Raw genomic sequence first — 15,569 nt, 5'->3', positions numbered from 1 at the left:
GCGGGATCTCCCGTTCGTCCTCGGGACGAGTCGGCTGCTCCGTTCCCGGACACGGAACCTCACGCCGCCTCCGCGCACGCCAACCAGCGAACCGGCGGGAAGACGCTGTCGAGGATCGGCGGAAACCTCTGAGCGCATCCATAGGTCCAGTGTTGTCGATTCGGCCGCTGCGAGCCCACCACTGGAACCGTGCCGTTCATGAACCTGGTCGAGCAGGTCATGATGCAAGAGCCTACGCCAGCGCCGAACGCTGCCTCTGGATCGCCGACAACGGCTCCTCTCACCGGGGAAGGACAGCCATCGACCGTCTGACCAGCAGATATCCGAATGCAGTCATGGTCCACACCTCCTGCACGCCTCATGGGCCAACCAGATCGAGATCTTCTCCTCGATCGTCCAGCGCAAGGTCGTCTCGCCCAACGACTTCACCGACCTCAGCGAGGTCCGGGACCGGCTGCGAGCATGCGAAGACCGCTACAACGCCATGCGACCTGGACGATCTGCCGGCCGGGCTCGACCCGCACACCGCCGATCCCCAGGAAGAATCCTCCGTCGCCCTGAAAGCGTGATCCAAGGAAAGCCACTTGATTGCATCGAACTCGGCTCCATCGAAGGAAGTGACCTGCCCTGTCTCTGCCCGCAGGACGTACCACAAGGACACGTCAGGTGGTTCGCCCGTCAGCGACCATGTGGTCCTCAGCAACCTCGTGGGCCGGCCCCGCCGCCTCTACAGCCATTCGAATTCCCGGTCGAGCCGACTGCCATTGCACCGGTAGGCATCGGCCAGTCGCTGCCAGGCCGGGGCGTTGAACACGACGATGCGCGCAGTCGGCACCGCGGTAACGCTCCTCGCAATGACACTCGCCACCGGGGCCGCTCCCCCGGCCGGCAGCGGCCAGGACGGCCTCGCCGTCACCTCTGTCTCCACCCGCCCCGGATTCGTCACCGGCAGGGACGTTCTGGTCCACGTGCGTGTGCCCGGCGGCACCCGGCCAGGCGAGGTACGCGTCACCCGCAACGGCACCGATGTCACTAGGCAGTTCAGCCCGGGCGCCGGGGCGGCCACGGCCTCACCGGCCTGGTCACCAGGCTCGCGGACGGCCGCAACCGCATCGCCGCCACGACCGGCGGCGCGCCCGGCGCGCGGCTGCGCGCGAAGTCCCCGAGGTGCGCAACCGGCCGGTGTAGTGGGGGGTGGCGAGGATGGACCGCACCGTGTTCAGTACCCAGCGCCGACCGTTTTTGCCGCGATCAGTGGCGCGAGTCCACTCAACGTGTCGAAGGCCAACCTCTGTCGCCGGCCGCTCGACTACCCCGGAGTCGCGCAGCGCAGCAGGTCACGGGGGCTCGCTGGTCTCTTCTCAGAGTCTGTGGAAAGACAGGTCATACTGCTCGCCGAGCACGGCCCGGCCTATGGTGGCCAGAACGTGATCGCCGTTGTCATGGAGCTCGTACAGCGTCAGGTCGCGCAGGATCCGCTCCACAGGGCTCGGGCGGATCAGGCTGCGGGCGCCGCACGCGTGGATGACGTGATGCACCGTTTCTTGTGCCAGACGCGCGATGGTGTGCCAGGCTCTGGCGCCGGCGATTCGGGCCTCGTCGAGCCTGCCCTCGTCCCACAGACCGGCGACGTGGCGCAGCCAAAGGCGCCCGGTTTCGACATTGACCGCCATGCTGCCCACCCGCTGCTGCACATAGGGGTCACCGCCCTTGCCTTGCCGCTTCAGATACTCGAGCGCGTACTCATATGCGGCGAGGGCGCCGCCGAGGAAGCTGGCCGCGTAATGGGGAACGAATGCGGTCTGCCATTGCCCGTCGAAGTAGCTGCCGGGACCGCCGATGAGATGTTCGCGCGGTAGGAAGGTGTCGTGGAAGCGCACCACGTGGCTGGCCGTCGCGCGCATGCCGCCAGGGTCCCACCAGGAAGCCTCCACGGTCACGGTCGGATCGGACAGGTCGCAGGCGAGCAGCAGGAGTCTCCCATGGGCCGCTCGGGTTTGGCGGGCTCCGCCGGGGCCGTCCGGATCGACGAGCAGGATCGCCCACTGTGCTCCGGTGGCGCTGGTGGCGAACGCCTTGCTGCCGTGGAGGATCCAGCCGTTGTGGACTGGGGTCAGCGTCGTGCCGAAGCGAACGCTCTCGCCCGGCTTCGGCGCTTGGGGTTCGCCGCTCCAGGCGGCCCATTTCTCCCCGTGTTCCACCACGCCGGCGAACCAGCGTCGCTTCTGCTCCGGGGTGGCCAGGGCGTCGATGAGGACGAGAGAGTTGGTGTGCCCTTCCCAGCAGCGGGCCAGCGACAGATCGGCCTTGGCCAGTGTGGTGGTCATCTCCCACAGGGGCAGGGTCTTGCCCTGCTGAGGGCCGTAGCCCAGGCCCCCGTACTCCCTGGGCACGGTGGCGCCCAGAAGGCCGCCGGAGAACAGATCGTCGAAGTCCTCGGTGGGGAAGACGGCTTTGCGGTCGTACTCCGCGGCGCGGGGGGCGAATCGGTCCGCGGCGAGCTTCGCCACGGTGGCGAGAACGGCCTGGTCGCATCCGGTCGCCGGATTGCGGGCCAAACCTGGGGCGCTGGGCAGGCCCTCGGTCATGTGGGGGTGGCCCCTTCCAAGAGGTGGAAGTGGGCGGGGTACATCATGGTCGGTTTACGCGCATCGGCAGGGTGAACGGTGTGGACATCGATGGTCGGCAGGCCGCGGTTGGGGTAGCCGGCGAGGATGACCTGCCGAGAGCCGAGCGGCCGTTCGGCGAGGAAGGCGACGGCCTCGGCGGCGTCGATGTCATCGGCCGACGGGGTCGCGGGCAGGGTGGAGCCGCCTGGTGCGGTGTTCAGGACCGCCGGCGCCTTACCCCAGTCGCGCGGCTGCGGGCCGCAGGCGCCGAAAGCCAGCACGAACATGCCTTCCCCGCGCGACGTCACGCTCAGCCGGCGGGCGCCGTTCGAAGCGTGTTGGTCGGTGCTGACCCACTCGCCCAGCAGCGCCGAGACATCTGGCGTGCCGGGCGGGCGGGGTGTGGGCGGTCCGGGCGGGAACGCAGAACGGGTCGTCATGGTGCCTCCCGCCTGACGGGGTGCGTCGGAGCCGGCTCCCCCGATGCGGTGTGGCCGTGGGTATCGGCCTGCTCGGCCGGGTCGAAGCAGATGGAGCGCGGGAGCAGCGTCCCGGGCATCGGATGACCTGTCATCAGCCTGAACTGCTCTCGTACTTCAACGAACAGGACCTCCCAGCCGTCGATGCCGACCAGTCCGCGAGCATGGGTGGCGCGCGTGAGCGCTGTCGGCGGATCGCGGTAGGCCATCTCCAACACCACCGCGTCCCAGTCGGCGGCGGCAACCGGGAACGGCTCCCGCTCCACCAGGGGCGTGGCGTGTGTGAGCAGGGCGTACCCCGCCGGCGAGAACCGGGACAGGGGTACGTAGGGGAGCCCAAGCTGGGAGGAGGCTTCCAGTCCGTGTGCGATGCCTCGGTTGACCAGCGTCACCCTGGCTCCGACCTCGTGCAGGGCCCACGCAACGGCCCGTCCGGCACCGCCGCAACCGATGACGGCGGCTCTGCGGCCGCTCGGGTCGACTCCGACCAGGGCAAGGGCGCGCAGGGCAGCGACAGCGTCGGTGGTGGCCGCCCGCCAGCACCCGGCGTCGAGCCACAGCAGGTTGGCCGCGCCGCACCCCAACGCGTCCGGGCCGGCGACGTCGGCCACTTGGAGCGCGCTCTCCTTGTGGGGGGCGGTCACGGTCAGCCCGCGCAAGGGCAGCCCGCCCAGCGAACCGAAGTCGAAGCTCCAGCGCCAGAAGCGGGAAAACCGATCCACCTTAAAAGGCAGGTAGAGAGCGGGCAGTCGCAGTTCCCGCAACGCCGCGTTGTGCAGCCGGGGCGACAGCGACCCTCCCGGGGCACGCCCGGCGATGCCGAACAGGCCACTGAGCGGGGGCAGCGCGGGCAAGCCGTAGTCGCTCATGAGCCGGCTCACGCTCGGCATTCCGTCTGCCTCCGGCGCGCCGGCCCGGCCGAAGACGACGGGTGCGCCCAGCCACGGCGCCAGCACCCGGGTCCACGTGCCGACCGGACCGGACGCAAACGCCGTCACGTCGGTACGTCCGAGCCCGGTGAGCAGCAGCGGCGCGGTCGATCCGTAGTGTGTGCCCGACCGCGGCACGAGGAGGTACAGCGCCGCCGGCACGGCGGACATCGCCGCGAACCGCTTCCGGAGTCTTCCTGATGCCTCCAGCAGCCCGGCCCGGCAGCCGCCCCCGGACCTCTCCGCGTGTTCGGACGCGTGCCAGGAGACCCGCCGCTGCCGGGCGGGGATGGCCGCCAGCAGCTCCGGCTGCACGTCGTCCATCGCCTCGAGATCGACCAGTTCATAGTGGTCCGCCGCGCGCAGGAGCCGAGTGCGCCGTTCCACCGGGCCGACAGTCGAGCGGCCGCCATGTCGCGCGGAGCGCAGGCTGTAGGTCAGCGGCCCTCTGAAGTGCCGACGCAGCCGGGACGGATCGGGATCGCCGACCAGGTCGGCACGTACCTCCAGCTCGTCCGCGACCTCCGCGAGGCGGCGCAGACAACGAGGGGTGAGGTCCTCCGGTTCGGCGGCGACAGCCACCAGCCGGGCCCGGCGCCCGACGGCGGCACCGTATCCGCTCGTCATTCGCGCCACTGGACGTACTCCTCCAGACCGGCCCGCTGCGGGACGAACCGATTGACCGGGGCTGTCTCGTCCGCGTGGCCGACAGCCATGGTGCACACGACGAGCCGGTCGGGGTCGATTCCAAGCTTCGCGCGCAGCACGTCCCCATAACCGGCAACACTGAACCGCGGACAACTGCTGAGACCCTTGGCCACCGGTCCGAGCATGACGTTCTGCGGGAAGAGGCCCATCTCCATCTGGGTGTTGCGGCTCGACGGTGCGTGGCCGGCGGCGAAGGGCATCTCCGCCAGGACACCCCTCGGTACCTCCCGGTCCGGAAAGGCCCTCTCGCAGGGGCGGGAGGTGATCAGGGACAGCCCGTCGCGAAGCCCGCGTGTCATCCCGTACCTCACCCCCGTCCAGGTGCGTAGGACTCGGCGAGCTCGCACAGGCGGACGCGGACGGACTGCTGGATGTGCTGGGCGCACCTGCGGTACGACTCCGGAGACTGCCCCTCCGGATCGGGGATGTCGCCTTGCGGGTCCAGAGGGAGGGTGCGGGCCTCGGCTTCGGGCGCCACAGCGATCACCCTGTCGCGATGGGCTCGGGTCATGCAGTAGATGACGGAGCTGACCCGGCACAGTTCCAAGGTGACCGGGCGAGCGCGGTGACGGCGGGGATTTCCCCGGCCCGGCACCCGCTGCAGTCCGAGTTCAGCAAGCGCGGACCGGGCACCAGGAGCCATCGGACGCGCAGCCGGCGACGTCGTGACACCCGCGCTGGAGAACCGGAAGACGTGCACGACGCCCGCCTCCGCGGCTTGGGCCCACGCGATGACCTCCGCCATGGGCGAGCGGGTGGTGTTCCCACCGCAGACGAACAGCACCCGGCACGCCGCGCCGGTGCCGCGGGTTCGCCACCAGAGGACGGCCGACGGGTAGGACAGGGCCGCGGCCGCCCCGACGCCGAACACGAGCGCTGTCAGCTGGCTGCTCCCCGGAGCCCGGAGACCGGCCAGCCATGCGAGCGCATAGGAGGCGACCAGGCCGGACATCAGGCTGGCGAACGCCCAGGCCGACACACCCCAGGTGTACTCGTGCCGGTCAAGGTAGATCAGTGAAGCGAAGATGAACAGCACCTCGTATGCCACTCCTATCCCCGCTGCCCCCAGCGCGGGAGGTGTACCGAGGAAAGTGGTGAAGCCCGCGCCCAACTGTGGTTGCCCGGCCAGCGCCCCCGCACCCAGCAGCACAGCCAGCCAGACCGGTGCCGCGGCATGCTCCTCGGCGAAGAATCGGCGGTCCGTTGCGACAACCCCGTTCTTGGCAACGCGGCTCATGATCTCGAACCGGCCCAGGTAGCCGACGAGATAAATGAGGACGCTCAGGACGGCGGTCAGTGTGAGGTGGTAGCTGTTCACATCACCGAGAGCCATCGAAACCGCTATCAGACTGAGGCACAGGGCCACCCAGGAATGTTTCATAACCGACCGCTTGCCGGCCACGTCGATCAATGGGGAGAGAATCAGGACCCCACCCCTCATCAACAACAGCATGAAGAGGATCGAGGCACCGGAAAAGGTGTAGTTCATCGTGGTGGCACCAATGATGAGCGAAGTGAAGAAGCCGGCCGCCAGTGTCTCCCGCCCCGGCACCGGAATCCGGCGCCCGCCGACCTCACTCCGCCGCATGTGCCGCCACCTACCCGTCACGCCCAGGAAAAGTACCATGGCGACGATCTGCCCGAGGACGGCTGCGGGCAGCAGCTCATAGCTGCTGACCTGCTGAGATGATAGCGGAGTCACGCCGCTGGCCAGTGCCTTCACCAGCATGGCGTAGGGAATATACGATACGAAGTAACCGAAGGTGAGCCAGCCCATGTAAGTCCCATTGTTGGTCGGACGTCAGGCTTCTGACGCCGCAAGTCCGGGATCGGCACGCCTGGTGGAAATCGGATCCGACGAAAATGCATGCTGTTCAGGATTCATGAGCGCAGCGGACAGTGAAATCACGCAGGTTGCCCCACCGTGTCGAAGGTTCGTTTGTGGGCTGCACGGTGAACATTTGGAATCGCTTCGCCTTGCAAGCCGCGTCATCGAGGGGCGGTGTGCACATCCAGCGGCCCACAAAAGTGCGGAGCCTCTACTGTCCAGTCATATACGCTTTCCAAAAAGCCTACCGTCCACAGGTACACGCTGCCAGCGCAGGAGCAGCCGCAGCGGTTGAGCGGGAGGTGCGGCTGCCGAAAATTTCATCCGACCAGGTCGGGCGGCGTGCCGGTACTCGTGGATCACTTCGGCGAGTCGGTCTCGGCGGCGTATGTCCGGACGGGAGATATGCCCGGGATCGGTGATCGGTGATCGGTGATCGGTGATCGGTGATCGGTTCGGGGACCGCGCGCAGTGATGCTGCCTGGTTCATCGCTTGATGTGGCCGGTGGGCGTTGTGGTGCAGTTCGAACTGGCGGGGGAGGTGGCTCAGGTGTTCGGGGGCCGGCTGTCACAACCATCCGTTGCGTTGGGCCTGCAGGGCCAGCTGGAAGCGGTTCGTGGCGCCCAGCCGGGCCATCAGGACCTGCAGGCGGCGGAACAGCGTGCGGCGGCTGATTCCCAGCTCGCGGGCGATGACGTCGTCGCTCGTGCCGCCGGCCAGGAGCCACAGCAGACGGCGGTCGGCGGGGAGCAGACCGCCTGGGCGGGTCGTGTCCCCGTGGAAGGGCAGAGCGTGCTGCCACGACTGTTCGAACAGCGCGATGAGGGCGGAGAGCAGACCGCACGGCTGGACGACCAGCATGGTGTTGTGCACGTCGACCTCTTTGCTCGACAGTGACACCAGAGCGTATGCCTCGTCGATGATCAGGAGTTTGACTGGGACGGACGGCAGCACTCTGGCCTGCTCTCCGGCGTTGATGCACGGTTCGATGACTTGTTTGAGGTGGTCCGGGCGTTCCAGCGACTCGCGGGAGTACACGACGCGTTGTGTGATCCCGCGGGCCAGCGTGGCCAGTGCGTCGTCGGTGGCACTGGTCACGGGGAAGTAGGGGGGCGACTCGAACTGCCGGATCTGGTGGCGGGCGCTGGCCCAGGCCTGGCGCATCCTGGGGCCGATGGCGTCGCCGGTGACGATCTCGACGAGGTGGTCGTCGTGGGCCGCGAGCCGCTGGCGCCGGAACGAATCGAAGGCGCCCGCGACCACGATGCGGGATTTCTCGACCTCGGCCGAACGACGCCGGGCGAGGACCTCGAGGCCGGCCGCCGGAGCCACCGGCGCCACCACGTCCTCGTCCCTCTCGGCGGCACCGGTCAGGCCGGCGTCGACGAGCTCGCCGTATGCCGTGGCCAGGCCCGGGCGGTCCAGACCGGTCGCGGCGGCGATCTCGCTCAGTGGCGCAGGGCCCAGCTCCAGCAGGGTGAGATAGACCCGGGCCGCCGCCTGGCCGATGCCCAGGAGCCGCAGCGCATCGCCGAGATTCGCGTTCGTCATGAGCCGCATTATCGACGGTCGTGGTCGGCCAGACGTGGCCGATCTGTGTCAATGGCACCACTGGGCACCATACGGGCACGTCGCGGGATAACGTCGCCGAGCCGTCGGCACGTGACGGCGCTCGACTCCCAGGAAGGCGGACACAGTGGCGAAAGGCCGCAAGAACGGTTTGTACTCAGGGATCTCCGAGGAACTGTCCGCGTTGATGCGGACGGGGTGGGCGGACACCGAGAAGCGCGAGCTGACGCTCGCGGAGCAGGCCCCGTACGCGGCCGCGCGCCGGGCCGCGCTCTCCGCGCGCTTCCCGGGTGAACGGCTCGTGGTCCCTTCGGGGAACCTCAAAGTCCGTTCGAACGACGACACCTACCCGTTCCGGCCGTACTCGGGCTATGTGCACATGACCGGCGACCAGGCCCGGGACGGTGCCCTTGTCCTCGAACCCCGTGCGGACGGCGGCCACGACGCCTACTGCTACCAACTCCCGCGGGACAGCAGGGACAACAACGAGTTCTGGACCGGTGCCACAGCAGAGCTGTGGATGGGCCGGCGCCGCTCCCTCGCCGAGGCGGAGCGCGTGCTCGGCCTGCCGTGCCGGGACGTCCGCACGGCGGCCGGCGAGCTGGCAGCCGCATCCGGCACACCGACCCGCATCGTCCGCGGTATCGACCCGTCCCTGGAGGCCGTCGTCGCCACCGAGGCGGAGCGCGACGCGGAGCTGGAAGAGGCCCTCAGCGATCTGCGCGTCGTGAAGGACGAATGGGAGATCAAGGAGATCCGCTCGGCCGTGGACTCCACGGTGCGTGGATTCACGGACGTCGTCGGTGAGCTGTCGCGGGCGATCGCCTCGTCCGAGCGGTGGATCGAGGGCACCTTCTTCCGCCGCGCCCGCCTCGAGGGCAACGCCGTCGGCTACGGCACGATCTGCGCTGCGGGCGAGCACGCCACGATCATGCACTGGACCGACAACGACGGACCGGTGCGACCCGGGGAGCTGCTCCTGCTCGACGCGGGCGTGGAGTCGCGCACCCTGTACACCGCCGACGTCACGCGCACCCTGCCGATCGGCGGCACCTTCACCTCCGTCCAGCGCAGGGTCTACGACGCGGTGTACGAGGCCCAGGAGGCGGGCATGGCGGCCGTCAAGCCGGGCGCCGCGTATCGGGACTTTCATGAGGCGGCCCAGCGTTCCCTGGCGGCGCGGCTGGTCGAGTGGGGTTTCATCGAAGGGCCTGCCGACCGCGCATACGAGCTGGGCCTCCAGCGCCGTTTCACGATGGCCGGTACCGGTCACATGCTCGGCCTGGACGTCCACGACTGCGCGCAGGCCCGGACCGAGGAGTACGTCGACGGCGTACTGGAGCCGGGCATGGTGCTCACCGTCGAGCCCGGCCTGTATTTCCAGCCGGACGATCTGACCGTGCCTCAGGAGTGGCGCGGCATCGGCGTACGCATCGAGGACGACTTGCTCGTCACCGCCGATGGTCACGAGAATCTGTCGGCGGGCCTGCCGCGGTCCGCGGATGAGGTCGAGGCGTGGATGGCGCGGTTCGCGGGCTGAGCACATCGAGAACTGGGCCGAAGGCAGGGCCGCCCTCCGGCGAGCCCGGTGAGGGCGACCACCACCGGGACGCCGGTGTCCAGCTCCTGGCTGAGGAAGTAGAGGTTGCGGGCGAGGTTCGCGGCGTCGGTTGTCACCGCGGGGTGAAGGCCCGGCGAACAGCCGATGGCGACATCCTGACAGCGGGATAGGGTTCGGCCGACAAGGATCCGCTCGGTCAGCGCGAGCTGAGCCAGGGCCTGGCACCTGGCTGCCCGCGGAGGAGTTGCATGCTGCAGGCGTTGGGACTGGGCCCGGCTGAAGAGGCCATCTACACGGCACTGCTGGCCCGCCCGACAGCCTCCGCGCAGGAACTCGCCGGACAGACCGGAATCGAGGAGGGCGAGACCGCCCGCATCCTGCTAGACCTGGTGACACGTGGCCTGGTGGCGGTCGCCACCGAGGCCGGGAGCGGGACGCCTGACTCGGCCGACTGCGAGGCCGGCCTCCAGCTCGCCCGCTATCGGCTCACACCACCCTCGGTGGCCCTGGCCCCGTTCCTCGTCGAGCAGCGCAACGCGCTGCACCGGGCCGAGACCGCGTTCTCGATGCTGACCGAGCAGTACCGCAGTACCGCCGCACACCCTGCGGGCAGCGTCGTGGAGGTGGTCGTCGGCGTGGAGCAGGTCGCACACCGGTTCCACCAACTGCAGCGCGGCGCCCAGCGGGAGTTGCTTGTCTTCCTCGTCGGCGTACCCATCGCGGTGCCGCGCGAGGATGCCGACATGTCGGAGAACTCCGCACTGGACCGCGGAGTCGACTTCCGGGTCGTAGCTGCCAGGAACTATCTCGACGGTCACGACGTGGCGCGGGACATGCGGGCGGCCATCCTGGCGGGCCTGGAGCTTCGCCTGGCCGACTCGCTGCCGCTGAAGATGGTCGTCTCGGACCGAGAGCGTGCCATGGTGCCACTGGACATGGCGGACTCCGGCGACGAGCCGAGCGCGATCGTGGTGCACCGCAGCGGCTTGCTGACGGCCCTGGTCCATCTCTTCGAGAGGGAATGGGCCCAGGCCCGGCCGCTGTACACCACCACCACGGGTGTGCGCGCGGAGTCGGCAGCCGATCAGCAGCCGACCGAGGGGGAACTGGAAGTCCTCGCTCTGCTGCTGGCAGGGTTCTCCGACCGGCGGGCGGCCACCCAACTCGGTGTCTCCATACGCACCGTGGAGCGGCGGACACGCCGTCTGATGGACCTTGCCGGAGCGGAATCGCGCCTGCAACTCGGGTGGCACGCCGCACGTGCGGGCTGGCTTTGACCTGCTCCTCGGCCTGAGGGCCGGGGAGTTGCCGTCTCTTGGTGGTCCGCCCGCGCCCGCGCGTCGCCCTTCGGCGAGATCATCTCGGTGAGCGTCAGCACGCAGGGGCATACCCCCACCTGCCGGACCCGAAGCCCCACCGAGCCGACGAACCAGTCGACGTGACCGCATGACGGAAAACCGACATGCGGGAAACCCGTCACGCGCGGCATGCCTACGCGATCCGTATGTCTGCCAGGCTGCACCCGCAGCATGGCATGTTCACGGCGTCAAGTAGGGAGACTCATGCCCCCCAAAACGCGAATAGCCTTGGGCGCGGCAATCGCCGCCGTCCTGGCCGTCACCGCGGCAGCGCCTTCCGGGGCGGCGGATGCGCCGCCTGACGGTGCCTCGGGGAAGAGGCCCGTCATCGGCAGCGGGACCGCGGCAACGGGCGGCAAGCAGGTGCCGGTCACACTCATCACCGGCGACAAGGTACTGGTGACCACGGACACGTCGGGCCGCAGTTCGGCGGCCGTGCTGCCGCGCGCCGACGGTACGCAGCCGATCGTCCAGACCTACCAGATGGGCAAGGACCTCTACGTCTACCCGGAGGAGGCCTCCCAGGCGATCGCCGAGGGCAAGGTCGACGAGCAGCTGTTCAACGTCACTGGACTCATCCGCCAGGGATACGACGACACACACACCGACACGCTGCCGCTCATCGCCACCTACCAGAACGGCGTGAACGTTGCCGACAGCGCGCCGGCGGCTCCTCGTGGGGCCGAGCGGGGCCTGAGCCTTCCGGCCGTGGACGGCGTCGCGCTCAGGGCGGGCAAGGACACTGCCGCCACCTTCTGGCAGGACGTCACCAACACCCGCTCACGTTCTGCCTCCACGCTGAAGAAGCTGTGGCTGGACGGCAAGGTCGAGACCACGCTGGACCGGTCCACCACGCAGGTGCACGCGCCGGAGGCCTGGGCTGCCGGCTACGACGGCAAGGGCACCAAGGTCGCCGTGCTGGACACGGGCGTGGACGCCGAGCACCCGGACCTGGTGAACCAGGTCGCCGCGGCCAAGAACTTCACGGATTCCAAGACCACCGACGACCGGCAGGGTCACGGCACCCACACCGCCTCCACGGTCGGTGGGTCCGGAGCGGCCAGTGACGGCCGCAAGAAGGGTGTCGCCCCCGGTACCTCCCTGCTCGTCGGCAAGGTCCTCAACGACGCAGGCTACGGCCAGGACTCCTGGATCATCGCGGGTATGCAGTGGGCCGTCGACCAGCAGGCCGACGTCGTCTCCATGAGCCTGGGCAACCCCACGATCGGCGACTGCACCGACCCGATGGCCCAGGCCACGCAGGAGCTGTCGAAGAACAAGCACACCCTGTTCGTCGTCGCCGCCGGCAACGCCGGTCCGGGCACCGAGACCGTCTCCTCGCCCGGCTGCGTGCCCGGCGTGCTGACCGTCGGTGCCGTCGACCGCGACGACACCACCGCGCAGTTCTCCAGCCGCGGCCCCGTGGCCGTCACCCACACCCTCAAGCCTGAGATCGCCGCCCCCGGCGTCGACATCTCGGCAGCCAGCGCGGGCGGCCGCGGCGTCTACGCCTACCGGACGATGTCCGGCACCTCCATGGCCACCCCGCATGTCGCGGGCGCCGCGGCCGTCGTCCGTCAGGCCCACCCGGACTGGACCGCACAGCAGATCAAGGCCGCCCTGGTCTCCTCCGCCCGCACCGGCGGCAAGGTCGCAGGCGCCGACCAGACCGGCGGCGGGGTCCTCGACGTGTTCGGCGCGGTGAACCAGAAGGTGCTCTCCGCGCCCGCCGTCCAGGCCGGCAGCTACAACTGGCCGCAGGACGCCTCGGACCGCACCACCGTGCAGGTGCCCTTCACCAACACCAGCGGCAGCGACCTCACCCTGAGCCTGAAGGCCGGCGGTGTGCACGGCAACGACGGCAGCGACGTCAACTCCGACATCATCAAGCTGGAGCAGAACAAGGTGAGGGTCCCCGCGGGGGCCACCGCTCAGGTGCCGGTGCGGATCGACCCCACCGCCCACCTCAAGGACGCCCAGTACGGCGCTGTCACCGGCCGGATCCTGGCCACCAGCGGCGATGTGCACGTCTCCGTGCCCGTCACGCTCTACGTCCAGCCGGAGACGGTCACCCTCCGGGTCAAGGCCATCGACCGCAACGGCAAGCCCGCGACAGGCACCTCCTCCCTGGACCTCGTCAGCCTCGACATCGACAAGGGCGAGCGCCGCAAGAACCAGGGTGCGACCGAGCAGACATACCGGGTGCGCCCGGGCGACTACGCCCTCAGCAGCTTCGTGGCGAGCTACGACGCGAACAACGCCGTCGAATCGGTCAGCTACCTCGCACACCCGCAGCTTCGGATCACCCATGACGCCACCGTCGTCCTCGACGCCCGCAAGGCTCACCAGCTGAGCCTGCACACCGACCGGCCCTCGACGGTGAACAACACCACGTTCAGCTACGCCCGCACGTGGGACGACACCTGGCAGATATCTGGAACGCTCACGGCAGACGGTACCGTCCAGAAGTTCTACGCGGACGTCGACGGACGCGCCAAGAACGGCACCTTCGAGTTCCGGCCCACCTGGCGCGCGAGCGGCTCCGAGGACGGCTCGCCCTACGTCTACAACCTGTCGTTCCCGACCCCGGGTCCGCTGCAGTCCGACCAGGTCTACAAGCCCAAGGACTCCAAGCTGGCCCAGGTCACCGAGACGTGGAACGCCATGGGCAAGGAGGCCGACTACATCGACGCGCTGTTCATCCGCCCCTCCGGCAGCAGCGGCGCGTACATCCCGGTGAGCGCGTACGGCAACGTCCACGTGCCCGCCACCCGCACCGCCTACTACACGACCGGCGACGACGCCTGGTACCACGGCGCGATGACCAGCTTCCCGTTCGCCGCGTTCATGGGTGACCAGGAGCGCACCTACAAGGCCGGACAGCGGAGCACCGAGGAGTGGTACGGCGGTCCCCTGCGGCCGGGCGCGGCGCGCGACGCCGACGGCAACCTGATGCTGGCCGCCGAGCGGCAGGGCAACCTGATCGGCATCCAGAACGCGCTCTGGGTCGACGGCTCCGGCGACCACTGGTCCTACGGCGGGTCGTTCGGCGACATCGGCAACCTGAAGCTGAAGCGCAACGGCGAAGAGATCGGCCGGAGGATCGACCCCTACGGCGTGTTCGAGGTGCCGGACGAGGACTCCGCGTACGAACTCACCCAGCACCTGGAGAAGATCTACTCCGGAGACCGCAACTGGCTGCGCTCCACGGTTGCGGACACCACCTGGAGCTTCCGCTCGCACCGGGAGCCGGACGTCTACTCGCGCGGCCTGCCGCTCCTCCACCCGGTGTACGACGTACCGGTGGACGGCCTGAACACCCTGCCCGCGCAGAGCGGCATCAAGGTCGGCCTGTCGGCCGAGGGCCACGCCGGGTACACCCCGGGCGCTATCAAGGCGGCCTCGCTGTCGTACTCCTACGACGGCGGCACCACCTGGACCCAGGCGCCGACCGAGCAGCGGGACGGCAAGTGGACGGCCGTCCTCGACAACACCGGCGCCGCCGGCAAGCAGGTCACACTGAAGGTCACCCTCACCGACGCCAACGGCAACGCGGTCACCCAGACCATCACCCGCGCCTACGACGTGCGGTAACCACACAGTCCGGCCGGGCGGTCCCCCCGCAACGGGCGGCCCGCCCGGCCGGCCACCTGCTGCCCCCACCCGTGATCACCGGGGCGCAGTCCAGGTACAGATCGCTGGAGGTCCGGCAAGCCGACAACCTGCCGGGCGCCTACGCGTGAGGCCCGGACGGGGATCCGGCTTGACGGCCCATCAAAAGCCGCGGGGCGTCTCCGTCCAGACACAGACTGCCGGTACATCGCCAGGGTTGCTGTAGCGGTGCGAGACGGAGGAGTCGAAACCGACGCAGTCGCCGGGCTGCAGACGGTAGTGCACGCCATCGACCCAGTAATCCAGCTCCCCGCTCAGCAGGAGGCCGACCTCCTCTCCGCCATGGGTGTGCGGATTGCCCCCCGAGGACGCACCGGGGGCGACCTCGAGCATCATCATCTCGATCCTGCCTCCATGCTTCGGGTTGAGGAGCGTGTAGGTCACCCCCTCCACACCTGACCGGGTGAGCTCAACGCGCTGATCGGGGCGCGTGAGTACACGGTGCTCGCGGTCCACCGCGTGGAACAACTGGCTGAGTGTGGTTCCGAGGGCGTCGACGATCGTGCGTAGCGTGTTGATCGTCGGACTGTTCACATCCCGCTCGACGTTGCTGAGATAGCTGCGTGACAGTCCCGTCTTCTCGGCCAGCTTCTCCAGCGTGAGGCCCTGGTCCAGTCGCTCGCGACGGAGGTACTGGCCGATCCCGTCACCGCCGGGGGGCTCGGGGGAGGTATGCGCGTGCTCCACGGTCGACACGGACTGCTCCTCTAGTAAATGCGATGCGGCGTCCAGCATAGTGTTTGCGGTGAGCGTCTTAAATAATCTACGCTCCGTCCTGTATGTGTGACGCATCTGGGTGTCAGCCATCACGTGTATCGATGCCGCCCGGCTCGACATGGCGGGGCCGCAGCCATA

11 protein-coding genes and 1 pseudogene are annotated in these 15,569 nt (G+C 69.0%); 4 read left to right on the top strand and 8 right to left on the bottom strand.

The window, feature by feature from the left end; genetic code table 11:
* Positions 1-818: 818 nt before the first annotated feature.
* Positions 819-1,046, top strand: a pseudogene (locus ACFY3J_RS28620) (DUF6351 family protein); the annotation flags it as partial.
* A gap of 36 nt (positions 1,047-1,082) precedes the next feature.
* Here the strand turns inward: ACFY3J_RS28620 and ACFY3J_RS28615 are convergent.
* The 7 genes from ACFY3J_RS28615 to ACFY3J_RS28585 all read right to left on the bottom strand — a co-directional run bounded on the left by ACFY3J_RS28615 (position 1,083) and on the right by ACFY3J_RS28585 (position 8,105).
* Complete coding sequence (locus ACFY3J_RS28615) at positions 1,083-1,328, bottom strand: recombinase family protein (protein ID WP_384186228.1); 246 nt, start codon at positions 1,326-1,328, stop codon at positions 1,083-1,085.
* A gap of 33 nt (positions 1,329-1,361) precedes the next feature.
* Positions 1,362-2,588 (bottom strand): acyl-CoA dehydrogenase family protein, encoded by a 1,227-nt coding sequence (locus ACFY3J_RS28610; RefSeq protein ID WP_384186157.1) that lies wholly within the window; start codon positions 2,586-2,588, stop codon positions 1,362-1,364.
* Positions 2,585-3,049, bottom strand: coding sequence for a hypothetical protein (locus ACFY3J_RS28605; protein WP_384186160.1), 465 nt, complete (start codon positions 3,047-3,049; stop codon positions 2,585-2,587). The genes ACFY3J_RS28610 and ACFY3J_RS28605 overlap by 4 nt, the downstream gene beginning before the upstream one ends.
* Positions 3,046-4,644 carry a hypothetical protein gene (locus tag ACFY3J_RS28600; RefSeq protein WP_390842024.1) on the bottom strand — a complete coding sequence of 533 codons (1,599 nt, stop codon included), beginning with the start codon at positions 4,642-4,644 and terminating at the stop codon, positions 3,046-3,048. Before ACFY3J_RS28600 ends, ACFY3J_RS28605 begins: the two co-directional genes overlap by 4 nt.
* Entirely contained in the window at positions 4,641-5,024 is a 384-nt protein-coding gene (locus tag ACFY3J_RS28595) for a hypothetical protein (RefSeq protein WP_390842023.1), read from the bottom strand. The genes ACFY3J_RS28600 and ACFY3J_RS28595 overlap by 4 nt, the downstream gene beginning before the upstream one ends.
* Before the next feature lie 8 nt (positions 5,025-5,032).
* Positions 5,033-6,502 carry a hypothetical protein gene (locus ACFY3J_RS28590; protein WP_384186169.1) on the bottom strand — a complete coding sequence of 490 codons (1,470 nt, stop codon included), beginning with the start codon at positions 6,500-6,502 and terminating at the stop codon, positions 5,033-5,035.
* 619 nt (positions 6,503-7,121) lie between these two features.
* A complete protein-coding gene (locus ACFY3J_RS28585) occupies positions 7,122-8,105 on the bottom strand; it encodes a helix-turn-helix domain-containing protein (RefSeq protein ID WP_384186171.1) in 984 nt (327 codons plus the stop codon).
* A 145-nt stretch (positions 8,106-8,250) separates the two neighbouring features.
* Between ACFY3J_RS28585 and ACFY3J_RS28580 the strand changes: the two genes are divergently transcribed.
* The 3 genes from ACFY3J_RS28580 to ACFY3J_RS28570 all read left to right on the top strand — a co-directional run bounded on the left by ACFY3J_RS28580 (position 8,251) and on the right by ACFY3J_RS28570 (position 14,636).
* Complete coding sequence (locus tag ACFY3J_RS28580; protein ID WP_390842022.1) at positions 8,251-9,663, top strand: aminopeptidase P family protein; 1,413 nt, start codon at positions 8,251-8,253, stop codon at positions 9,661-9,663.
* Positions 9,664-9,932: 269 nt separating this feature from the next.
* Positions 9,933-10,961 carry a helix-turn-helix domain-containing protein gene (locus ACFY3J_RS28575; protein ID WP_384186176.1) on the top strand — a complete coding sequence of 343 codons (1,029 nt, stop codon included), beginning with the start codon at positions 9,933-9,935 and terminating at the stop codon, positions 10,959-10,961.
* A 285-nt stretch (positions 10,962-11,246) separates the two neighbouring features.
* On the top strand, positions 11,247-14,636 hold the full coding sequence (locus ACFY3J_RS28570; RefSeq protein ID WP_384186179.1) for a S8 family serine peptidase: 3,390 nt from the start codon (positions 11,247-11,249) through the stop codon (positions 14,634-14,636).
* A 180-nt stretch (positions 14,637-14,816) separates the two neighbouring features.
* Here the strand turns inward: ACFY3J_RS28570 and ACFY3J_RS28565 are convergent, their stop codons facing one another.
* On the bottom strand, positions 14,817-15,410 hold the full coding sequence (locus ACFY3J_RS28565) for a cupin domain-containing protein (protein ID WP_390842021.1): 594 nt from the start codon (positions 15,408-15,410) through the stop codon (positions 14,817-14,819).
* Positions 15,411-15,569: the final 159 nt, after the last annotated feature.

This window comes from Streptomyces sp. NPDC001231, from assembly GCF_042896885.1.
GTDB lineage: Bacteria > Actinomycetota > Actinomycetes > Streptomycetales > Streptomycetaceae > Streptomyces.
The sequence above is the reverse complement of the archived record's forward strand: the minus strand, read 5'-3'. Positions and strand labels throughout refer to the sequence as shown.